Annotated in this window: 26 protein-coding genes; 8 read left to right on the top strand and 18 right to left on the bottom strand. The window is 67.4% G+C overall.

Going from position 1 to position 20,480, the window contains the following annotated elements:
* The first annotated feature begins 44 nt into the window (after window positions 1-44).
* Both Csp2054_RS01350 and Csp2054_RS01345 read left to right on the top strand, forming a co-directional pair.
* Window positions 45-359 carry a thioredoxin family protein gene (locus Csp2054_RS01350; RefSeq protein WP_096897494.1) on the top strand — a complete coding sequence of 105 codons (315 nt, stop codon included), beginning with the start codon at window positions 45-47 and terminating at the stop codon, window positions 357-359.
* Window positions 356-1,705, top strand: coding sequence for a dihydrolipoyl dehydrogenase family protein (locus Csp2054_RS01345; protein ID WP_096897493.1), 1,350 nt, complete (start codon window positions 356-358; stop codon window positions 1,703-1,705). The genes Csp2054_RS01350 and Csp2054_RS01345 overlap by 4 nt, the downstream gene beginning before the upstream one ends.
* A gap of 26 nt (window positions 1,706-1,731) precedes the next feature.
* Here the strand turns inward: Csp2054_RS01345 and Csp2054_RS01340 are convergent, their stop codons facing one another.
* Both Csp2054_RS01340 and Csp2054_RS01335 read right to left on the bottom strand, forming a co-directional pair.
* The gene (locus Csp2054_RS01340) at window positions 1,732-2,316 is read right to left on the bottom strand and encodes a uracil-DNA glycosylase family protein (RefSeq protein ID WP_096897492.1); all 585 of its coding nucleotides are present in this window, start codon (window positions 2,314-2,316) and stop codon (window positions 1,732-1,734) included.
* Window positions 2,313-3,476: a TDT family transporter gene (locus tag Csp2054_RS01335; protein ID WP_096897491.1), complete on the bottom strand. Its 1,164-nt coding sequence runs from the start codon at window positions 3,474-3,476 to the stop codon at window positions 2,313-2,315. The genes Csp2054_RS01340 and Csp2054_RS01335 overlap by 4 nt, the downstream gene beginning before the upstream one ends.
* Window positions 3,477-3,546: 70 nt before the next feature.
* On the opposite strand from Csp2054_RS01335, the gene Csp2054_RS01330 reads away from it, so the two are divergent.
* On the top strand, window positions 3,547-4,473 hold the full coding sequence (locus tag Csp2054_RS01330) for a LysR family transcriptional regulator (protein ID WP_079238227.1): 927 nt from the start codon (window positions 3,547-3,549) through the stop codon (window positions 4,471-4,473).
* On the opposite strand, the gene eno is transcribed toward Csp2054_RS01330, so the two are convergent.
* The 6 genes from eno to Csp2054_RS01300 all read right to left on the bottom strand — a co-directional run bounded on the left by eno (window position 4,458) and on the right by Csp2054_RS01300 (window position 8,570).
* Window positions 4,458-5,792, bottom strand: a complete 1,335-nt coding sequence (gene eno, locus Csp2054_RS01325) for a phosphopyruvate hydratase (protein ID WP_079238228.1) — start codon at window positions 5,790-5,792, stop codon at window positions 4,458-4,460. The two genes, Csp2054_RS01330 and eno, sit on opposite strands and share 16 nt — an antisense overlap.
* 136 nt (window positions 5,793-5,928) lie before the next feature.
* Window positions 5,929-6,423, bottom strand: a complete 495-nt coding sequence (locus Csp2054_RS01320) for an inorganic diphosphatase (RefSeq protein ID WP_096897490.1) — start codon at window positions 6,421-6,423, stop codon at window positions 5,929-5,931.
* 32 nt (window positions 6,424-6,455) lie between these two features.
* Window positions 6,456-6,827: a fluoride efflux transporter FluC gene (locus Csp2054_RS01315; RefSeq protein WP_079238230.1), complete on the bottom strand. Its 372-nt coding sequence runs from the start codon at window positions 6,825-6,827 to the stop codon at window positions 6,456-6,458.
* Entirely contained in the window at window positions 6,824-7,234 is a 411-nt protein-coding gene (locus tag Csp2054_RS01310; protein ID WP_096897640.1) for a CrcB family protein, read from the bottom strand. Before Csp2054_RS01310 ends, Csp2054_RS01315 begins: the two co-directional genes overlap by 4 nt.
* A gap of 89 nt (window positions 7,235-7,323) precedes the next feature.
* Window positions 7,324-8,067, bottom strand: coding sequence for a 2,3-bisphosphoglycerate-dependent phosphoglycerate mutase (locus Csp2054_RS01305; RefSeq protein ID WP_096897489.1), 744 nt, complete (start codon window positions 8,065-8,067; stop codon window positions 7,324-7,326).
* On the bottom strand, window positions 8,064-8,570 hold the full coding sequence (locus tag Csp2054_RS01300; protein ID WP_096897488.1) for a universal stress protein: 507 nt from the start codon (window positions 8,568-8,570) through the stop codon (window positions 8,064-8,066). The genes Csp2054_RS01305 and Csp2054_RS01300 overlap by 4 nt, the downstream gene beginning before the upstream one ends.
* 277 nt (window positions 8,571-8,847) lie before the next feature.
* Here Csp2054_RS01300 and Csp2054_RS01295 point away from each other — a divergent pair, with 277 nt between their 5' ends.
* On the top strand, window positions 8,848-9,594 hold the full coding sequence (locus tag Csp2054_RS01295; protein ID WP_079238233.1) for an ABC transporter permease: 747 nt from the start codon (window positions 8,848-8,850) through the stop codon (window positions 9,592-9,594).
* Between the two features lie 200 nt (window positions 9,595-9,794).
* On the opposite strand, the gene Csp2054_RS01290 is transcribed toward Csp2054_RS01295, so the two are convergent.
* Both Csp2054_RS01290 and Csp2054_RS01285 read right to left on the bottom strand, forming a co-directional pair.
* Complete coding sequence (locus Csp2054_RS01290) at window positions 9,795-10,454, bottom strand: response regulator transcription factor (protein WP_096897487.1); 660 nt, start codon at window positions 10,452-10,454, stop codon at window positions 9,795-9,797.
* Window positions 10,451-11,431: a sensor histidine kinase gene (locus Csp2054_RS01285; RefSeq protein WP_158521906.1), complete on the bottom strand. Its 981-nt coding sequence runs from the start codon at window positions 11,429-11,431 to the stop codon at window positions 10,451-10,453. Before Csp2054_RS01285 ends, Csp2054_RS01290 begins: the two co-directional genes overlap by 4 nt.
* Before the next feature lie 358 nt (window positions 11,432-11,789).
* Here Csp2054_RS01285 and Csp2054_RS01280 point away from each other — a divergent pair, with 358 nt between their 5' ends.
* The 4 genes from Csp2054_RS01280 to Csp2054_RS01265 all read left to right on the top strand — a co-directional run bounded on the left by Csp2054_RS01280 (window position 11,790) and on the right by Csp2054_RS01265 (window position 14,510).
* Window positions 11,790-12,590 (top strand): hypothetical protein, encoded by an 801-nt coding sequence (locus Csp2054_RS01280; RefSeq protein ID WP_096897639.1) that lies wholly within the window; start codon window positions 11,790-11,792, stop codon window positions 12,588-12,590.
* 92 nt (window positions 12,591-12,682) lie between these two features.
* Window positions 12,683-13,339 carry a DedA family protein gene (locus Csp2054_RS01275; protein ID WP_255252557.1) on the top strand — a complete coding sequence of 219 codons (657 nt, stop codon included), beginning with the start codon at window positions 12,683-12,685 and terminating at the stop codon, window positions 13,337-13,339.
* Window positions 13,336-14,097: a hypothetical protein gene (locus Csp2054_RS01270; RefSeq protein WP_255252556.1), complete on the top strand. Its 762-nt coding sequence runs from the start codon at window positions 13,336-13,338 to the stop codon at window positions 14,095-14,097. Before Csp2054_RS01275 ends, Csp2054_RS01270 begins: the two co-directional genes overlap by 4 nt.
* Before the next feature lie 146 nt (window positions 14,098-14,243).
* A complete protein-coding gene (locus Csp2054_RS01265; protein ID WP_079238237.1) occupies window positions 14,244-14,510 on the top strand; it encodes a hypothetical protein in 267 nt (88 codons plus the stop codon).
* A gap of 25 nt (window positions 14,511-14,535) precedes the next feature.
* On the opposite strand, the gene Csp2054_RS17940 is transcribed toward Csp2054_RS01265, so the two are convergent.
* The 8 genes from Csp2054_RS17940 to Csp2054_RS01230 form a co-directional block, all read right to left on the bottom strand.
* Complete coding sequence (locus Csp2054_RS17940; protein WP_158521907.1) at window positions 14,536-14,697, bottom strand: hypothetical protein; 162 nt, start codon at window positions 14,695-14,697, stop codon at window positions 14,536-14,538.
* Window positions 14,698-15,567: 870 nt separating this feature from the next.
* Window positions 15,568-16,539: a hypothetical protein gene (locus tag Csp2054_RS01255; protein WP_096897482.1), complete on the bottom strand. Its 972-nt coding sequence runs from the start codon at window positions 16,537-16,539 to the stop codon at window positions 15,568-15,570.
* A 52-nt stretch (window positions 16,540-16,591) separates the two neighbouring features.
* Window positions 16,592-16,837: a hypothetical protein gene (locus Csp2054_RS01250; protein ID WP_141399070.1), complete on the bottom strand. Its 246-nt coding sequence runs from the start codon at window positions 16,835-16,837 to the stop codon at window positions 16,592-16,594.
* Window positions 16,834-17,697, bottom strand: a complete 864-nt coding sequence (locus Csp2054_RS01245) for an antitoxin VbhA family protein (protein ID WP_096897480.1) — start codon at window positions 17,695-17,697, stop codon at window positions 16,834-16,836. The genes Csp2054_RS01250 and Csp2054_RS01245 overlap by 4 nt, the downstream gene beginning before the upstream one ends.
* 40 nt (window positions 17,698-17,737) lie before the next feature.
* The gene (locus tag Csp2054_RS01240; protein ID WP_071295108.1) at window positions 17,738-18,013 is read right to left on the bottom strand and encodes a hypothetical protein; all 276 of its coding nucleotides are present in this window, start codon (window positions 18,011-18,013) and stop codon (window positions 17,738-17,740) included.
* Complete coding sequence (locus tag Csp2054_RS01235) at window positions 18,013-19,068, bottom strand: hypothetical protein (RefSeq protein ID WP_079238241.1); 1,056 nt, start codon at window positions 19,066-19,068, stop codon at window positions 18,013-18,015. The genes Csp2054_RS01240 and Csp2054_RS01235 overlap by 1 nt, the downstream gene beginning before the upstream one ends.
* Window positions 19,034-19,351: a hypothetical protein gene (locus Csp2054_RS17605; RefSeq protein ID WP_058741009.1), complete on the bottom strand. Its 318-nt coding sequence runs from the start codon at window positions 19,349-19,351 to the stop codon at window positions 19,034-19,036. Before Csp2054_RS17605 ends, Csp2054_RS01235 begins: the two co-directional genes overlap by 35 nt.
* Window positions 19,344-19,937 (bottom strand): hypothetical protein, encoded by a 594-nt coding sequence (locus tag Csp2054_RS01230; RefSeq protein WP_079238242.1) that lies wholly within the window; start codon window positions 19,935-19,937, stop codon window positions 19,344-19,346. Before Csp2054_RS01230 ends, Csp2054_RS17605 begins: the two co-directional genes overlap by 8 nt.
* Window positions 19,938-20,480: the final 543 nt, after the last annotated feature.

Below are 20,480 nucleotides of genomic sequence, written 5' to 3'. Positions count from 1 at the left end.
CACCACTTGACCTTGTACCTCGCTGCAACGTTTACGGTCGGCGTATGGAGATCACGTTGCAGTACTTCGATGGATGCCCGAATTGGGGAACGGTCGCGGAGCGCCTCGCCGCGATCACCGCGGAACGACCCGAGGTCACGGTAAAGCGGCACCGCATCGAAACGCAAGAGGAAGCGGAATCAGTCGACTTCCGCGGGTCTCCTACTCTTCTGGCTGACGGGGCAGCACTGTTCCCTGCGCCAGACGCTCCTCCTGGCCTGTCGTGCCGGGTGTATCTGACGCCCGAAGGCCTTGCCGGGTCCCCGACGACAGAGCAAATCCGGGATGCGATCGCGGACATCGAAGCAGGCACCCGATGAGCGACGTGTTCGACCTGCTGGTCATCGGCGCCGGAATGGCCGGCACGTCCGCAGCTAACAAGTGCGCGGCACAAGGGTGGCGGGTCGGCATCGTCGATGCTCTGCCCTACGGGGGCACGTGCGCTCTTCGCGGATGCGACCCGAAGAAGATCCTCCGCCGCGGAGCGGAAGTCATCGATGCCGCCCGATTGATGAACGGCACCGGTATTCAGGAAAACGGCCTCAGTGTCGACTGGGCAGCCTTGATGCAGAGAAAGCGCGGCTTCACGGATGGGGTACCGAAGGGCGTGGAAGACGAACTCACCGGCAACGGCGCCACCACCTTCCACGGCCATGCTGAGTTCACCGGTCCGAACACCCTGAGCATCGACGGCACGACCCATCAGGCGGAAAGGTTCCTCATCGCCTCCGGCGCCACACCAAAGCCGTTGACGTTCCCCGGGGCGGAGCACCTGATCGACAGCACGCAGTTCCTCGATCTGGAGGAACTGCCCAAGCGGATCGTGTTCATTGGCGGCGGGTTCATCTCGTTTGAGTTCGCCCACATCGCCGCCCGAGCTGGTGCGCAGTGCACGATCGTCGACCACGGTCCCCGGCCGCTGCGCGAATTCGATCCCGACTTGGTGGGGCTGTTGGTGTCACGGAGCGAGCAGGCGGGCATCCGCATCCTCCGCGGTACCCGCGTCTCCACGGTGGACGCCACTTCCACCGGACTGCAGATCGGCGTCGACAGTGACGGCATAGCAAAGCGCATCGATGCGGACCTCGTCGTCCACGGCGCCGGCCGCCTCCCGAATGTCGAGAGCCTGCGCCTGGACGCTGCCGGCATCGCCAGCGGTCCGCGTGGGGTCACGGTAGCTGGCCACCTGCAAAGCACCACCAACACCGCCGTGTACGCCGCCGGAGACGCCGCCGACACGGCCGGGCGCCCCCTGACCCCGGTGGCCGTGTTCGAAGGGAAAGTCGCCGCGTCGAACATGCTCAAGGGCACCACCACGGCACCTGACTACATCGGGGTCCCCACGACCATATTCACCATCCCGGAACTCAACCGCGTCGGCCTCCTCGAAGAAGAAGCGGCCCCGAGCCACGACATCGCCATCCGCTTCACCGACACCAGCGGCTGGTACTCCACCTACCGGGTGGCCGAAACCACCGCCGCGGCCAAGGTCATTATCGACATCCGCACCGACCAAATCCTCGGCGCACACCTCCTCGGCCCCGGCTACTCGGAACTGATCAACACTTTCGGCCTCGCCATCAAACTCGGGCTCACGACACGGCAACTCAGATCCGCCACCGCCACCTACCCCTCCCTCGGCTCCGACCTCGGGTCCCTGCTCTGAACTTGTCACATATACCTCCGTATTCGCTACACCGGTCGCTTCAGTGCGGCAAGCTGGAGTGCTTGCACGGAACGTCGTTGTTGTTCCGCGCGGTGGCGGCCGTTGGCGGGAGAGGGGTGTGGCGCCGCGATGACGGGTATGAGTCTGGGGTGCTCGTCCAGGGTGAGATGCCGCATGACTCCGTCAAGGGCAACGGTCCCGTAAGTGACGATGGCGTCGAGCACGGGGAGCGCCTCGAGCAAAGCTCCGAGGGCGCGTCGCCCCTCGTCGATGTCCGCAGGTCGTACGCGGCCGGGGACTTCCCAGGGGATGAGGTTCCAGCGGAGGTACTCGTTGCGTGCGAGTCCGGACTCGATGCGGGCTGCGCGGAACGCGGCCGCGGTCGGGCCCGGGTTGTCCTCGCTGCAGACCGCCGCGTGCGCGGCGGCAATGGTCTGCGGGCCGGGCGACTGCATGAGGACCAGCACGCGGCTTGATGTGCCGCCGGATCGTGGGTCGAAGCTCGGGACGAACCGTCGCGAGCCGTCCGGTGCGGTGCGCCATGTCTCGGCGAGGGCGTTCAGCGATCGAACGTCCGCGAGCTCGTCCGCGAGCTCCTCGGCGGAGCTCACGCCGGCTGTGGCGGTGCCAGGAGGGTGCCTCGGATGACGGAGCCGTGGAAGGTGCGGACGGCAACGGTGATCCACGCGGCGACGAGGCCGACGTAGTAGACAACTGCGAGGACGGCGACGACGGTGAGTCCGGAGTGCAGGGCCAGGCCGTTCAGGCCGGTGACGCAGGTCCCGACGGGGAACGTGAAGGACCACCAGGTCAGGCTGAACGGCAAGTGCTCTCGGGCAGTGCGGATGGTGATCGCGAGGGCGATGACGGTCCACAGCAGCGCGAAGCCGAGCATCGCGAACCCGAACACCAGCGCCACGACCAGCAGGGCATGCGCGGTACTCGCATCGACAACGGTGGGGGCGTTCGATGCGAGGAGGTTCACGGCGGTGATCGACTGTCCGACCGGCCCGAGGACGATCCACAGAGTCGGGACCATGCCCGCGGCGCCGACCTTGTGCTGCGCGAGACGGTTCCAGATCAGCGTGATCACCACCAGCGACGTGATGAGGCTGAGGCCGAAGAAGCCGTAGCAGGACCACAGCAGCGTCTCCCGCGCCTGCCCGGCGGGAGCGTACGGCAGCAGGAGCGCACCGGTGGAGGCGGACACCATCGGCGGGACGATCGGCATCAGCCAACCGCCGAACGCGGAGTCGGGCGTGTTCTCGTGGCGGGTGAACGCCAGGTACGGCACGAGCACTGCCGTGAGCAGTCCTCCGATGGTGCCGATGCTCCAGAGCACCCAGTCGACGGTGACGGCAGCCGGGAGGCCGATCCAGTCCTTGCCGAGCAGGATCGTTCCGGCACCAACGGTGAGGAACGCCATCGGCGGTGCCCCGTAGAAGTGGGAGATGACCGGGTGCAGGTGGTGCTTCGCTGCGGTGCTCCGGTAGCGGATCCAGTGCAGCACCGTCGCGATCGTGAGGGCGACGAGCAGGACCGCGGCGATCGCCCATACGACCGTCGCCGCAGTGCGCAGACCTGGGAACTGCAGCGGCAACGACGCAGCCGCGACGGCGACGATCCCGGTCCCCATGATCGATGCGAACCAGTTCGGGGTCAGGTTCGACACGATCAGCCCGGGCCGCTCCAACTCCCGGAACAACCGCCGTTCTTGCACACCATGCTCGGAACGTGCGGGTGCGGGTGCATGGGCGAGGTGAGCGGACATGCACCCAGCGTGCGCGTGTTTCCCATGGTTCGGGAACGGCGAACTCGTTGGCGGGGCACAATGTTTGCTTGTGGCACTGCGACGGCTGACCGACCGGACCCTGGACCTCGACACTCTCGAGGTCCTCGTCCGCGTCGCGGAAACCGGTTCGTTGACCCGCGCGGCCGAAGTGTTGGGGGTGACACAGCAGGCGGTGTCTGCGCGACTGCGTGCCGCGGAGCAGGCGATCGGTCAGCCGCTGGCGCACCGGAGAGCATCCGGGACAGCTTTGACCGACGCCGGCCGGGTGGTGCTCGGTCTGGCCGTTCCGGTGTTGGAGGCGTCGCAGCGGCTCGAAGCAGGACTTGTCGCGCTTCGAGAACCGGCGGGATCCCTCGTGGTCGCAGCGTCGCAGACGATCGCCGAACTCTTGCTGCCTGGATGGTTGCTCACCCACCGTGCTGCCGCGCCCGATGCGCCGGTCCGATTGATCGCGGGCAACTCCACCGCTGTGATCGACCTTGTTCGCTCCGGCGCTGCCGACGTCGGATTCACGGAGACCCCTGCTGCGCCACCTGACCTCTCCTCTCTGGTGGTCGACGAGGACGAACTCGTGGTTGTCGTCGCTCCGCACCATCCGTGGGCGCGGGCTTCGAGCATCACCGCGGATGACCTCGCGGAGACGCCGCTACTGCTCCGTGAGGAAGGGTCCGGCACCCGCGCCACGGTCGAGGCGTGGCTCGACGATGCGGGCCGCACCCTCGTTCCGCCAGCGGCGGTACTGGAGACGACGGGCATCATCCGCGCCAACGCTCGAGCGGGCATCGCTCCGGCGGTGATGAGTCTCCGCACCGTCGGCAGGGACCTCGCCGACGGTGCCCTCGTCCGAGTGCCGCTGCTCGGCCCGCCGCTGATCCGGTCGCTGCGTGCGATCTGGTCGGGCCACCCCGGGCCTGCTGTCACGGCGTTTTTGGACACCGCTCGCAGCTCGAGTGCCGGTGGTCAGATCAGTCCGTAGGGCAGATCCGGGTGCTGCTCGGCGATCTCGGTGAGCCGGTTGTACTTCGCGACCCGTTCGCCGCGGGCGGGTGCGCCGGACTTGATCTGCCCAGTGCCGGTCCCGACGACGAGGTCGGCGATGAACGTGTCCGTGGTCTCCCCGGAACGGTGCGACACCATGCTGGCCATCCCGATGCTGGTGGCGGTGGCGATCGCGCCGAGGGTCTGGGAGACGGTGCCGATCTGGTTCGGCTTGATCAGTGCCGCGTTCGTCAGGTGTTGCTCGCCGCCGTCGCGGATGCGTTGGGGGTCGGTGACGTAGAGGTCGTCGCCGACGTTCTGGATCCGGTCACCGAGCGCCGCCTGCATGCGGCGGAACCCGTCATAGTCGTCCTCAGCGCACCCGTCTTCGATGCTGCGGATCGGGTACGTGTCGATGAGCTGCCGGTAGTAGTCGACCAACCCGTCCCGGTCGAGGCTGTCGTCGAGCATCCGATACGAGCCGTCTCCGAGGGAGAACTCGTTCGCGGCCGGATCGAGGGCGATCGCCACCTGGTCGACGCCCGGCTCGTAGCCTGCGGCGCGGATCGCGGTGACCAGCAGGTCGAGCGCTTCCTCGGGTGCAGCGATCGATGGTGCGAAGCCGCCCTCGTCGCCGAGGCCGAGGCTACCGAACCGGTCCCGCACCAGGCCCGCGAGGGCGTGGTACACGTCCGCGCCGATGCGGACAGCGTCGGCCATCGATGAGGCGTTGACGGGGGCGATCATGAACTCCTGGAAGTCGAGCTTGTTCGCTGCGTGCGCGCCGCCGTTGAGAACGTTGAAGTGCGGGACCGGCATCCGCGGCGTCGAGCCGGTGATCTCGGCGATCCACTGCCAGAGCGGGAGGCCCGCGGCGTGTGCGAGCGCCCGGGATGCGGCGATGGAGGTTGCGACGACGCTGTTCGCGCCGAGCCGGCGGTACCCGGTGGTGCCGTCGAGTTCGGCGAGGGCGGCGTCGACCTGTCCGATTGCGGACCACGATCGCCCTGTGAGGAGGCCCGCAATGTCGGTGTTGATCAGGTGGAGCGCCTGGGTGATGTCGCGGCCGCCGAACGCTGTTCCGCCGTCGCGGAGCTCGATGGCTTCGTGGGCACCGGTGGATGCGCCCGCGGGGGCGTCGCCGGTGACGGTGCGGCCGTCGTCGAGTTCGAGCAGGACGCGGACGGTCGGGTAGCCGCGGGAGTCGAGGATGCGGGTGCTGTGGACGGCGTCGATGGTGACGGGGTGGTCGTGGTGGGTGACGTACTCGCCCTGGTGGGCTCCGTGGTGGTGGATGCCGCTGATGTAGTCGTTCATGGTGACGCTCCTTCTGGTCGGGTCATGCGTCGTGGTCGTGCGGATGGAAGGGAAAGCCGCGGGGAGGCGGAGGGGACGACCTGCTGGCGATCACTCAGCGCCAGTGCCTCCCCGCGGCGGTCAAGGGGCCCGTGGATCACGGGTGTCGGGTGTGGGCTTCCTGTGCGGTGCGGATAACGGCTTCGGCAGCAGGACGGTTGGCCCACCCGTTGGTGGTGACGTGCTTGCCGTGTTCGATCTCCTTGTAGTGGGAGAAGAAGTGCTCGATCTCGATGAGGGTGTGCTCCGGGACGTCGCTGATGTCCTGCAGGTCTTCGAACCGGTCGTCGCCGGCGGGGACGGCGGGGACGGCGAGGATCTTGTCGTCGCCGCCGTTCTCGTCGACCATGCGGAGCATCCCAACCGGGCGGACGTCGATCACGACGCCGGGGAACGTGGGGCGGGGTAGGAGCACGAGCGCGTCGAGGGGGTCGCCGTCCTCGCCGAGGGTGTTGTCGATGGAGCCGTAGTCCTGGGGGAACACCATGCTGGTGAACACGGCCCGGTCGAGCCGGATCCGGCCGGTGGTGTGGTCGACTTCGTACTTGTTGCCGCTGCCGCGGGGGATCTCGATCGTGACGTCGAACTGCATGGGGAGGTCCGTTTCAGGATGTGGGGTGGCGGTCACAGCAGACCGCCGAGGAGGATGCCGGCGGTCGCTGCGGCGACGGAGACGACGAGCATCCCGAGACCATTGACGGCGGCGGCGTTGATCCGGCCGCCGCGGGCGAGGCGGACGGTCTCGAAGCTGGCGGTGCTGAACGTGGTGTAGCCGCCCATCACCCCGGTCCCGAGGACCGCGACCGGCACCGCGCCGAGGTGTGTAGCAGCGCCGACGATGATCCCGAGTAGCAGCGACCCGGTGATGTTGATCGTCAACGTCCCGACCGGGAGCCGGAACTGCCGGCCCGTGTTGATCAGGCCGTCGAGAAGGAACCGTCCGGCAGCGCCGACCCCACCACCGGCCGCGACGGCGAGGACCAGGAGCGGGCTCATGCGCGCACCTCCCGCGGACGGAACCAAGACGCGACGACGAGCCCGCAGGCGGTCGCGATCGCACCAGACAAGACGGTCAGGAGCGCGTACCCGGTGCCGGCGAGGCCATGCCCGCCCAGGAACAGCGCGGCGGTGGACTCGGCGAGTGTGCTGTAGGTAGTGAACCCACCGAGGACCCCCGTGCCGAGGAGGAGCCGCAGGACGCGACGGCGGCCCTGGTCGGGCCCGCGGTGCGCGAGCGCTTCCAGGAGCACACCGAGCAGCAGTGCGCCGGTGATGTTGATCCAGAAGATCGACCAGCTCACCCCACCATCTGCGGGGAGGAGGCCGCTGATGACGTCGCGGAGCGCGGTGCCGACGGCACCGCCGAGCGCGACGAGGCCAAGGTAGCGCCACCGCAAGTGCACGGGCCGCATGACCGGTCGCGGATCGGAAACATCGACGTCGGGGTCGGATGGGAGCTGATCATCGAGTATCGGGGTGTCCGTTCGGGTGGTCATGTTCCGCCTTCTGCCGCGACGAGAGCCGCGGCGTGATGTGCTGCAGGGTCGAGGTACTCCCCACCCCGCGGCTGCAACGAACCGGCGCCAGTCGGCCGGTACAGCAAGGGCTGCCCAGTGGGCAGGTTCAGCTCCGCCAGCTCCGCATCCGACAGGTCATCGATGCAGGCGCAGAGCGCCCGCAACGAGTTCCCGTGCGCGACGACCAACACCGTCCGCCCCGCCGCCACCGCGGGTAGGAGCCGGTCGCGCAGCACTGGGCGGATGCGGGTGATGACGTCGGCGAATGATTCCGTTCGCCGGACCGCCGCCCGCGGAAGACCCCGCAGGGCTGGGCTCCGACGAAGGGTGAGCCATTGCCGGAGTGGCATCGGTGCTGGTCGGCCGTCTCGGGAACGGCGCAGCCGCAGGTACTCGGCGTCCCCAAGCGCAGCGAGGGATGCCGCCTTGGTCATCCCGGTGAGCGCGCCGAAGTTCCGCTCGTTCAACTCCCACACCGCGGTGGTCGGGATGTCCCGACCGAGGACGTCGCTGACGAGGTCCGCGGTGTGGACGGCGCGCTGCAACGTCGACGTGAGGATCAGGTCCGGGATCACGTGGTGCACGGCAAGAAGCCGACCGGCCTGTCGAGCCTGCTCCTCACCGCGAGCGGTGAGGAGCACGTCGAGCAGGCCCGTGAAGGTCCCGGCCTGGTTCGCGGTGCTCTCCCCATGCCGAAGGAGCACCAGTGCACCCGTCATGACGCATCCCACGGGAGCGGTTCATCGAACCCCACGGGGTTCACGGGGACCACGAGGACGGGACGGTGCTGCTGATGCGCGAGTCGCGCCGCGACCGAGCCGTTGAAGAACTCCGTGATCCGCCGGCGACCGGTTTGGGCGCCGACGACGATCATCACCGCGTCGCGTTCCTCGGCGACCGCGGCCAGCGCGCGTGCGGGATCGCCGACCTTCGCCAGCACCGAGGCGTGAACCGACCGAGCAGCGGCGATCTGCTCGATGACGGCCCGGTCAGTTTCGGGAAGATCCGCCGGCCCGGCGTCTGCCGAGTCCGGATCGATCGGCTCGATGATCTCGGACCCGTCCGCTCGATTCCCGGCTGACAGGAGCGCTGGGTCGACGGTCACGCACACAAGGGGAACCGTGAAGCGTTCAGCGATCTGCGCCGCGACCGTCACAACGTCACGCACCTGCCCGGCCCGCACGCCGACGACGACCGCGCCGGTCGGTACTGCTTGTCCCATGTCTTCTCCCTACCTCAGGCGCGCAGAAGCGCGACCAGCTGAGATAGGGACTGTTGTCGACGAGTGTCGAAGTTGGGTCCGGCAAGCCCCACTGCCGGGTCCGAAGACACCACCAGTATGCACCCGAATCGAATGCACCGCCGCGCCGATTTCCCGCCCCTTCCACCGCGCCGGATCGGCTATCGGACACCGGTGGGAGGGTCGGTCGGGGTCAGTCGTGCCGCAAGGGCCGCGGAGCCAGAGGCCTACAGTTCAGACGTGAGTGTTCGGAGCACGCGTGGCTGATCAGCTGACGCACGCGCTGCTCGGTGTAGTGCTGCTCCTTGGGGTCGCGTCTGCGGTGCTGGTCCTGGCGCGGGCGGAAGTGCCATGGGCGCCGGCCGTCGCGATCGTGCGTGGCGCGGCACAGCTGGCGGCGATTAGCCTGGTGCTGAGTGGAATCATCCGATCGCCGCTGCTGATCGGGGCGGCACTCCTAATGATGTTCTCCGTCGCTGTGGTGACTGCCGCGCGTCGACTCGGCAGCGTGTCCACGATGGCACTTCCGGTGGCGGTGTCCATGGCGTGCGGCGTCCTGGTGACCGGCAGCGTCGTCTTCGGCACGGGTGCGGTCGAGTTCAGCCCTCGGTACGCCCTCGCCATCGGTGGGATCGTGATCGGAAACGCGATGACGATTGCGACCATCAGCGGCCGGCGGTTCCGGGAGCTCGTGGCCGATCAGTGGGACGAGGTCGAGGGGTGGCTCGCGCTTGGAGCGTCACCTCGACGTGCGACGGAACGGCTGGTGCGTCGGGCGGTCAGCGCGGCGCTCGTGCCGACGGTAGATCAGACCAAGACGACCGGGTTGGTGACGTTGCCCGGCGCGTTTGTCGGAGCGGTGTTCGGCGGGTTGTCGCCGCTGGACGCCGGCCGGTTCCAGATCGTGGTGCTCGCCGCGATCATGGCCGCCGGATCGTGCACCGCGGTGTGCCTGACGCAGTGGTTGGCACCAGTCGCGACCAGGCCCACCACGTCAGCGCACTGACATGGGCTGAGGCTGAGACTTGGTCGTTCCTTGGTGTGCAGCGGCGAGGGTGGCCTCGGAGGTGGTTCCCCGTGGGCGTGTGGTTGGTGTGCGCAGTGGTCGTCGTGCTGCTGGTGATCGTCGGTTCGGTTGGAGCTGCTGTACTCGCAGTGGCCTCGGAAGCTGAGCGCGAGGGCCTCTTCGATGACTGAGCGGTGGCCTCAGACTGGTGTGCCGAGCCGGTATCCGACGCCGCGGATGGTGGTGATGAGGTCGCGGTCGGTCTTCCGGCGGATGTAGTGGACGTACGTGTCGACCGTGCCGAGCTGCTCGCCGTTGTCGAACACCGCGGACAGCAGATGCTGCCGGGTGAACGCGCGGGATGGTTCGCCCGCGAGCAGCCGGAGCAACGCGGTTTCCTTCTCGGTGAGCATCACCCGTCCCGCGTAGGGGGAGGTGATGCTGTGGTCCTCGGGGTAGAACGCCCACCCGCCGATCTCGACGCTGGTGCCGGTGCCGGTGTAGTCGCGGGTGAGCGCGCGGAGCCGGGCGGTGAGTTCGTCGAAGTCGAACGGCTTGACGAGGTAGTCGTTGGCGCCGGCGTCCAGCCCGGAGACACGGTCGTGGACCTCGCTAAGGGCGGTGAGCATCAGCACGGGGGTGCTGATGCGTCGCTGTCGGAGGGTCGCGATCACCGTGGTGCCGTCGATGCCCGGGAGTCGACGGTCGATGACCATGACGTCGAAGTACTCCGCGTCTGCGGTCTCGAGCGCGGATTCCCCGTCGGCGCAGAGCGTGACGGTCCACTGCTCGGCCAGCTCGTCCGCGACCAGCGGCCCGAGTCGGGGGTCGTCCTCGACGAGCAGCAGTCGCGGCATCATGCGCGGGCCTCCCGATCGTGTTCCGGTGCGCGGTCGTCTGTGATCGGGAGACGGAGTGCGAAGACCGTCCCGCTGCTATCGGTGTGCTCGACGACGACGACGGCGTCGCCGCCGGCTCTGACGGCGATGTCGCGGACCAACGCCAACCCGATGCCGTACCCCGTGCGGGTGCTGGTTGTCGTGGTCGCTTCGACGGGGGTGCCGTGAGCGAACCGGTCGAAGACCCGTGCTGGCTCGATACCGACCACGCCGGGGCCCTCGTCCGCGACGCGGATCGTCACGCGACCACCGTTAGTCACCGCGGTGATGTGAACGCTGCCACCGGCCCGGGTGTGGCCGATGGCGTTGTCGGACAAGGCAATCAGGCAGCGGTGCAGCTGGGTCTCCGACACCTGCACCACCGCGTCGACCGGGTCGACATCGAGGTGCACCTGCCGTTCAGTTGCGAGGACGTCCATGTCGCGGTGCACGGCTTCCATCGCGGCCCTCAGGTCAGCGGCGCCGTCCGAGCCACCCGACCCTGCAGCTGCTTCGAGGAGGTCGTTGACGATGTTGATCAAGATCTGCGTGTCGCCACGCAGCTCGTCGACGACCGGGCGCCGCCGATCGTGCGCCGGGGTCATGCGTTGCAGACGTTGCACGCGTGCATGGAGCACCGTCAACGGGGTGCGGAGCTCGTGGCTGGCGTCCGCGACGAAGGTGCGCTGCATCCGTGCCGCTTCCGCGATCGGCCGCACTGCTCGACGGGCGATGACCCATGCTGCGATGCCGGCGAGGATGATCGCGAGACCACCGACGCCGATGACCGCGATGCTCAGGTCGATGGTGTCGAGGTAGATGTGGATGTCGGTCGGCCCGGGGCGTTCGTGGAGCTGGTTCGGTGTCAGCTGCCACAACACGTACGTCACGACGAGGACGATGATCGCGATCACCAGCGCCGCTGACACGACCGCGACGCGGAGCGCAATCCCGACCACCGACCGTCGGTAGGTCAACCGGTCCGGGTCGGTCTCAGGACTCGACCGGAACGACCATCGAGCCAGCTTGTCTGCGACCGTTGACCGCCATCCTGCCGACGTGAGACCCCTTCCGGACAAGCGACGCCGGAACGCGAGGGGGTGCGTTCCGGCGTCGCCGTGTTGGCTCGATCCTGCCTCACTCATGGCAACACCGGTGCACGGATCCTCACCGCCGCTGGTCAAGGAACGGCCAAGAAACCGATCTCCCCACCAGTCAGGCGTGATTCTTGGTGGAGTCTTGCGCGCCGCTTTCTACCGTCGGAGCATCGCCGGTCCCGCACACCGCGGCACGGCCCGTCCCGACGAGGAGAACGCCATGTCCCACTCGCCCGCAGCGCCGATGCCAACCCGGAGCCGCTCGAACAAGGTGCCTGATCCGACCGCGTCGTTCTGGATCATCAAGGTCCTCGCGACCACCGTCGGCGAGACCGCGGCGGACCTCCTCAGCGACACCGTCGGTCTGGGCTTACCGCTGACAACGCTGATCATGGCGGCCGCGCTGGCCGTGTTCCTGGTGCTGCAGTTCCGTGCCCGCAGCTACCGGCCGCCGCTGTACTGGATCACCGTGGTGCTGATCAGCATCGTTGGCACCTGCGTCACCGACAACCTCACCGACGGCCTCGGCATCCCCCTGGCCGTCAGCACCACCGTCTTCGGCGTCGCCCTGCTGGTCGTGTTCGCGATCTGGTACCGCGTCGAGGGCACCCTGTCGATCCACAGCATCGACACGGTCCGCCGCGAAGCGTTCTACTGGCTCGCGATCCTGTTCACGTTCGCACTCGGTACCGCTGCCGGTGACCTGATCGCCGAGCAGACCGGCCTGGGGTACTTCCCGTCCCTGCTGCTCTTCGCCGGCGCTATCGCCCTGACCGCTGCGGTCTGGTTCATCGGCCGTCGCGGTCCTGTCCTGTGCTTCTGGATCGCATACATCCTCACCCGTCCCCTCGGCGCGTCCACCGGTGACCTGCTGTCCGCGTCCACGAAGGACGGCGGACTCGGGATCGGGACCATCACCACGAGCGTCGTGTTCTTCGTCGTCATCGCCGCGATCATCAGCTTCCTCGTGATCCGGCTCCGCCGCGAGGAACCCGCGCAGCGGAGCCGACTCACCGTCTGACCCCGTTCGCTGGTGCCGCCGTCGACTCGAACGGCGGCTGCACCAGCCCGTCCCGTGAAAGGCACCTCGTGCTCCACACCGTTCCGCTCGCAGTGAGCCTGTTCGACGCAGCCTCCGTGCTGCATGCGTTCGGCCCGTTCGTCCTCGCCGGGATCGCGCTGCTGATCTTCATCGAGTCCGGGGTCCTGTTCCCCTTCCTGCCCGGAGACTCGCTCCTCGTCACCGCAGCGATCATCAGCAGCACGCTCGGTGTGACACCGTGGCAGGTCGCCATCGTCGCCGCGATCGCCGCGATCGCCGGCGACCAGGTCGGCTACTGGATCGGGAAGCGCTTCGGGCGACGCCTGTTCAAGGAAGACGCCCGCATCCTCACCACCGCTCGACTCGACGAAGCGGAGGCGTTCTTCACCAAGTGGGGCGGCCTCAGCCTGGTCCTCGGCCGGTTCGTCCCGATCGTCCGCACCTACGTCCCCCTCGCCGCCGGCACCGCGCAGATGCACTACCGCCGGTTCCTGCTCTTCAACCTCATCGGCGCGATCTCCTGGGCCTGCGGCCTGACCGTTGTCGGTGTGCTCCTCGGCGGCATCCCGCTCATCGCTCACAACATCGACGCGCTGATGTTCGTCATCATCCTGGTCTCGATCCTCCCGATCGTCATCGGCGCACTCCGCCGCCACGTCGCTCGGAAGAACCGAGACACGTCCGCATCCGCGCCCGCATCCGCTGAGCGGACGGCTCGCGAGCAGTGAACACCACGCGAGGCGAGCTGAACCGGGTGCCGAAACCCACCGCATCGTTCTGGCTGATCAAGGTCCTCACCACCGGGATGGGTGAAGCACTCTCCGACTTCCTCGTCACACGCTTCGCCCCCGTCCCGACCGTGCTGATCACCGCGGTCCTCTTCGCGGTGATCCTCATCGTCCAGCTGCGGGCGGACCGATACCGGCCCTGGTTGTACTGGGGCACCGTTTCCATGGTGGGAGTCTTTGGCACGATGGTCGCCGACGTCACCCACGTCGCGCTCGGCGTCCCCTACGCGGTGTCGACGCCCGTGTTCCTCGCCGGGCTCGTCGCCGTCTTTGTCTTGTGGCGTCGCGTCGAGGGAACGGTCGACGTGCACACCATCACCAGCATCCCCCGGCAACTGTTCTACTGGGCCGCCGTGATCACCACGTTCGCAATGGGGACCGCCGCCGGAGACCTCGCCGCCAGCACCTTCCACCTCGGCTACCTCAGCGGCGGCCTCGTGTTCGTTGCCGCGATGATCGTCGTCGTCCTCGCACGGGCAACAGCGGTCCTCGGCCCTGTCACAGCGTTCTGGACCGCGTACGTCCTCACCCGACCGATCGGCGCATCCTTCGCCGACTACATCGCCGTCCCACACTCTCGAGGCGGCCTCGACGCGGGCACCGGACTCGTCAGCGCGGTCCTCCTCATTGCCATTGCCTTCACGGTGAGTTGGAAGAACTCGACGCAGCCAGCACCATCCGCCGGAACTGTCCGCTGATTCACCAGCTACCGGGACGCGGTCACGACACAAAGCGAAGGCAGAAGGACGACACAAAGCGAAGCTGCTCACATGACTGGTCCCGGGGATGTTCTCGATGAGGGCCCGGGATGCGAACGTAGGTGCGGCCTCCTACTGTCGCGGTCATGGGTCGTCTCCGTTCGGATCGTTGGTTGCCCGGCTCGCCGTTCTCGCTCAAGGAGGATGCCCGTGGCACGGAGATGCGCGAACTGCCGAAGTCGTTGCCGGTGCATGCGTGGTTCCAGTTGCCCGACCGCCTGATTCGTCGAAGTGACGCCCATGCGTACCGCCTGACTCGGGACGCCGTCTGGGTGGAAGCCGGTCGCGGCGAGACCAAGCTCGCCGCCTGGGTGTGGCGCAGTTCGGGGAAGCACCATGGCAAGGTGATGTGACTTCCACCTAATCGATTGGTCTTCGTCAGCTGGGCAGGTTGTAGCGGAGGTCGTAGCTGGTGTCGGCGGCGAACAGCAGCCAGTTCCGTACTTCTTCGAGCGAGGCCGCGTCGTCGCCGCTGCGGGAGTCGGCTCGGGGGAGCGTGTGATGGCCAGACCGCAGATGCGCCAGTCGGCGCTGCTGCATCGGAGCGCACTCCGCGGGTAGACGATTGGCCCGCAGAGCGTGAACCTTCAGACGGGCGGCTGACAAGTGGCCCACGGTGACCTACCGCGGTCGGGCGCTGCTGGCGATCTCGCCGATGATGTCCATGTGGATGTCCTTGATGTCGTGTGGTTCGCGGCCACGTCTCTGTAGACACCGAACGGCCTCGACTCTGAGGAGTCGAGACCGTTCGGTACTTGACAGTTACAGCCCGACGCTGTAGCGGATAGCCACGTAGGCTGCAACCGCGAACTTCATCAAGTCGATGATCGCTCGCAGGTCAGGCGACACAGTGATCACGGATCGCGAGGGCTTCAAGATCCGCAACTCGACACGCCCAAGGCGCGCACGGATGTTGGCCAAAGTGGGCAGTTGGGGCCTAAACTGATAGCCATGAGGGGCGGGAGTTGACATGTTCCTGACTTTCGTGGTAAGGGCTGATTTCCGATCCGTGCCGGCAAGCTAGATCCGGAATGCAGTCCCGCTGGCGCCTCCAGTCGGAATCGACTGGAGGTTCTTGCGTTACGAGGCTCGAAACTGTGTTCGGCCTCAACTCGATCCTACGACGGACCACTGCCCTGCCGCACTTGTGTCTGATGGAAGTGTTACAGCCGTGTAGTTCTCCACAACGTCTTCCACAGTCTGAACAGTTCGGGTAATCCCGGAACATCAAGCATCCACGGCCGACCACCGACACTTCCCCACACCCGTGGACGCGCTCGATCCACAAGTGTGGAATCTTCGTCTCGGCGTGTCGGATCCACTCAAAGTCGCGTGTCGGACTTGTCTGCGGGCGCGCAGAAGTGAGACGGTTCTCGGTTGCTGACCGAGGAGCACTCCCCTGCGTCCTCGTCAGTTGGGCAGGTTGTGGCGGAGGTCGTAGCCGATGTCGGCGAGGAACTGCAGCCGGTTCCGCACCTCCTCGAGGGACGCTGTGTCGTCGGCGTTGCGGTAGTCGGCGCGGAGAATCGTGTTCGCGGTGATGATGTCGTCGGTGCGGTCCGTGTAGCCGGCGGCGGCCGCGGTGAGGAAGATCGCGGGGTCCGCTGGCCGGATGAGTTCGGTGCCGGCGAAGCCGATCGTGTCGGGTTCGAACCCGAGCGCGGCCATGTCAACTTCTTCCTCGGTGAACGCGACGAGCCGGTACGGCATCTCCCGTCTACTGATGGCGGGGTAGCCGGGCCGGGCGGAGATGGCGCGCCCGGAGATGCGACAGCCCGCACCTATGAGCCGTTCCGCCTGCTCGGCCAGCGGCAGGTCGGACGTCCATCGTGTCCTGACGCCGCCCGGTCCTGGATAGCAGGCGATAGCGAAGTCCACGAGGCCACCGACCTGCCGTGACTCCCACCCGATGTCCGTGCGGTGCACGCGCTTCCCGAGGCGTGCGAGCGCGTCATCTACCTGTCCGGCAGTGAGTCCGGCCTGCACGAGCTTGTCGAAGGTGGAGCCGTTGACGGCGAGCAGCCGTGCGACGGCGAAGGTGACGTAGATGGGGGCGGCGTCCTTCCATCGTTCCTTCGTCCCGAGGGCTTGTCTGCCGTCGATCCAGACGCGGCGCCGGTCGACGTCGACCAGCAGCACCGTCGCCGTCTGCTCCGCGAGCGCGATCTGCGTCGCAGTCACGGTCCGCGGGGCCAGCAGGAGCAGTTCCGCATCAGTCGGGTCGTCGTTGCGGGGGCGTTGGGTGAGGGTCGGGAAGCGTGCTCGGCGGCCGTCGGGGAGGCGGATTGTGTCGTGCGTCTCCACGACCGCGCGAAGCCCAGCGAGTTTCAGGACGGTGAGGGTGTCGGTGAGGTCGGTGGTGTCACCGAGCCCATACGGCATCGTGATCCGCGGCCGGCCGGCGTATGCGGCGGCGACCCATTCGAGCCTCCCATCAGCTTTGTTCTCCCGGGGTGTCGGGCCGGGTGATGGCGATCAGCCAGCGGGTTTCTTCGAGGAACGGTTCCCACCCGTCGCGGGTGTCCCCGTGTACTGGTTCGCAGATGTTGCCGGTGTCGGTGCTGCGGATGATGACCTGCCGCAGCTCGCTGCTAGGCGGGTCGCGGAAGAACACGTGCCCGTGCACCCCGGTGACGTCGTAGGAGACGTTGAGGAGGAACAGGTCCGGCCGGTTGGTCATGGTCGCCACCGTCGTCCGCGGAACAGGGCGATGATCGTCGTCAGCGGTCGGCCTTCCCGCATCCAGTCGAGCGGGGTCAGGATCCGGTCGTCGACGGCGAGGAAGTCCAAGGGTGTGGTGATGAACTCCGTCATTGCTGCCGCGTCGAGGAGCGGCTGCGGGGCTGCCGCGTAGAGGACGTCAAGGCCTGGCAGCAGCGAGGACGGGTCGCCGAACTCGGGGAGGGCGGGCTTCACGAGTTGCCAGTCCGGGATGCGTTCTTCGCCATCGAGGTCGAAGCTCGTCAGCCGGCACGACTCGAACAGCTCCCCGACCTCGTCAATGCTGACCTGCAGGGCCGCAGCGACTTCGGGTTCGGTGAGGGTCGTGTTCAGGAGGTTCCGGCGGATTCGGGCCTGTGTGGTCTGCCACCAGTCCTCGGGAACGTCCGCCGGACCAACAGCACCGTGGTCGGGGGCACGGGGGATCTGTCTGCCTTCGTCGGCGTAGGCGCTGAGCTGCTCGCGGGTGACTTCACCGCGGGCGTACATCCACAGCTGCGACTGCCAGGGCATGTCGTCGGGGGACCCTTCCAAGTAGCCGGAGTGGATCACCGCCCGAACGGCTTTCTCCCGCTTCGCGATCTCGGAGGCGGGGATGAGGAGGGTCTGCACGATACGGTTCGCTTCCCGCACCGCCGGCACCGTCAGGTCCGACAGGACCGTGTTGATCCTGTCGTAGAGCTCATACCCCGGCTCGACATCCACGGCGCGGACAAGGATCTGCGCCAGGTGTGCGTCCGGGTTCTCGGTGTCCTCGAGGAGGACATGCCCCGAGAGGATCCGGTCGTTCGAGAGATGCAGGGACACCAGATGCATCATCAGCAACTATCTCCAAAGGGACGGGCGTGAGCAGAGCGGATCAGGGCTGGGGGAAGTCGGCGGGAGTGCGGCCGATGCGTTCGGGCGTGTAGCGGAGGAGGAACCGCATGATGCGTTCCGCCTCGACCATCGCCGGGACCGAACGATCCTGCCCGTCCGGGTCCACGTTGGTGAGCCGGAACCAGGGCGGTTCATCCGTGTGGTCCACCAGGACCGCGGCGGGATTGTCGTCCGGGTGGGTGGGGTCGGTGAACATGACGGAGCCGAAGAATCGGGTGTCGTCGTACGCCAACGTCAGTGACAGCAGTTGCAGCATCAGCCCTCCCTGCCCTCACCGCTGCCGGGGTGCCAGCGAAGGTCATGGGCAAGGTCCGACTTGAAGTGCAGCAGCTGCCGCAGCCCGTTCACCGCATCCGTGTTCGCGGCCACCCAGCTGTCTTCGTAGAGAACGTGCGCGGTGATGAAGTCGTCCGCGCAGCACCCCTCAGCGCCGGTCAGGACGGTGGTGTCCTGCGGGATGACGACCGACACTGTCGCCTCATTCATAGTGGCGGGCTCGTAGCCGAGCGCCTGCATGTCGGGATGCTCGGCGAAGAACGCGGTCAATCGGTCTGGCGGGACGAGTACGCCGGACTGCTGCGCCGCCCACCGGTCCGACATCACCCCACCCAACGCAATCAGCTGGTCCGCCTGCTCGTCGATGGTGGTGTCGCGGCGCCAGCAGGTCCGGATTCCACCGACACCGGGGTAGGCCGCCAGCGCCCAATCGCACAGGGCGGCGCGATCGGCTGCTTCCCACCCGATCGGCGTGAAGAACACGTGTGTCCCGAGAGCAGGCATCGCGGCACGCACAACATCAAGTGGAATGCCGATGCGGTCCGCGATTGACTGAGAACCCCCGCCGTGGATGGCGATGGCGCGGGCGATCGCGAACACGGTCCGCCACCCTGGGGTCGCTTCCCGTTGCATCGACGTGCCGGACAGCTGCCGCCCGTCAGCCCACACCCGCCCGCGTTTCCCGTTCACGACCACCAGGTCGGGGTATCGGCGCACCAGTGACAGCACCCCGCCCTCGGACCCGCCGGGCAGGAGGATCACATCATCCACCCGGCCCTCGCCGCCGTCGCCGTCGGTGACGGTGGTGGTCGGGTCCGGGGTGGCGAGAAGCGCCGTGCGGCCGTCGTCGAATCGGAGCCGGTCGAACGTCTCCACGCGTGCGGTCAGCCCGGCAGCAGCGAGGGCGGTGAGGGTCTCGGTGATGTCGATCGTGTAGCCAAGCCCGAACGGCAGCGACAGCATCGACTGCTCATGCCGGATGGTCCGCACCCACTGCCGGTCAGACATCAGCCGCACCAGCCGCTTCAGGACCACGCCCCACCGCACGAAGCTTCGACAGTGCGTCCATCACTTGAGTCGCTGCCTCACGCAGCGGGTCCGCAGGATCCGACAATGGTGTTCCGTTCAGGAGCGTGAACACCCACCCGTCTTCGCTGGTGCGGACGTTGACGGTCCGCTGCAGGATCTTCGGCCCGGTGGAGTTCGTGAACGTCATTCCGGCCAACGTCGGCCAGATCCCGGCGTCGAACTGCGCCGACAACGACAGCAGCCGCAACGGCACCGGCTCGAATCGCAGCGCCGCCCCACGCTCAGGCATCGCCAGCCAACCGTGGGTCGTCTTCGGAGAGCCGCTCGAGCCCGAGCCCTGATGCGTCGAGGATGGCGTTCTCTGACTCTTCGGTGGCTACGAACGACCCGATTTGCGCGTTGATCGCGACAAGAGTCCCGATCCGACTCCGCGCGTCCAACACGACCGCGGCGACCTCCTCAGCCGTGCAGTCAGACGTGAGCTCCGGCTTCGATGGGTGCAGGGCAGGGAACTCGAGTTGCTGCACCGGCGGGTGCCACTTCACACCGATGCGCAGCACACGGCCGTCGGTGTCGTTGCGGTAGAACATCGACCCGAACGGGTGCCCCATGTCGAGCGTGAGGTCCGCACCGTACAGCGTCCAACCCTTGGCCGCGTAAGCGGGATCCCAACGCTGGACGGTGAGAGCACCGAGCCCCATCTTCAGGCCCGGGATCAGCGCCTGGCCGTCCTGCAGTTCGGCGTAGAGGGCCTGGAGGTTCGGGGGACTCTGGTCGCGCAGGTCCGATAACGGGATGCGCGCCATGCCACGAATCGCGGCGAGCTGCTGACGCTGCTTCGCGGTCAGCGCCGTCTCGTCGGGGCTGCCATTCACGAAGCAGACCCGTCACCGGTCTCGGCAGTCCTCTCGGGACGCCCCGTCGGACTGGTGATGGCACTCCTGGTGTGACTCGCGATGCGACGCATGTTGCGCACGCTACGAGGCCCGCGCCACTCAAGGGGCCGTTCGAACGGCGCCGAGTCCACCAGCAGGAAAACCCGTCGCCGCCACGCGCTTCAGCGACTCCTGAGTCCCAGTCCGAACTCCCAGCCCGGACTCCCCACTCCGGGGGTCAGAAAACGCCGAACAGGCAACATTCTGGCCCACGAACGAGGGGCAAAACGGCTCTTAGAGTCCCAAATCAGGTCCGCGAACAGTGTCGGCGCCCCGCTCGCAAGCACGAGCTCGCATAGGGGTGGCGCAAGCGAGCAACCGCCTCGCTCCGACCTGAAGGACACCACCATGGACCGCAACCTCACCATCAGCAACACCCCCATCACGACCTGCACGCAGACGACGCACCACATCCACAGCGTCGAGGAGCTGCAGCAGCTGCGCATCGCCCTCCGCCGAGCCGGCCGCCGAGGCCGGCAGGAG

Origin of the sequence: Curtobacterium sp. 'Ferrero' (genome assembly GCF_002412165.1) — a bacterium.
Classification (GTDB): domain Bacteria; phylum Actinomycetota; class Actinomycetes; order Actinomycetales; family Microbacteriaceae; genus Curtobacterium.
Note: the sequence above shows the minus strand (reverse complement) of the source record. Positions and strands in the feature narration are given on the sequence as shown.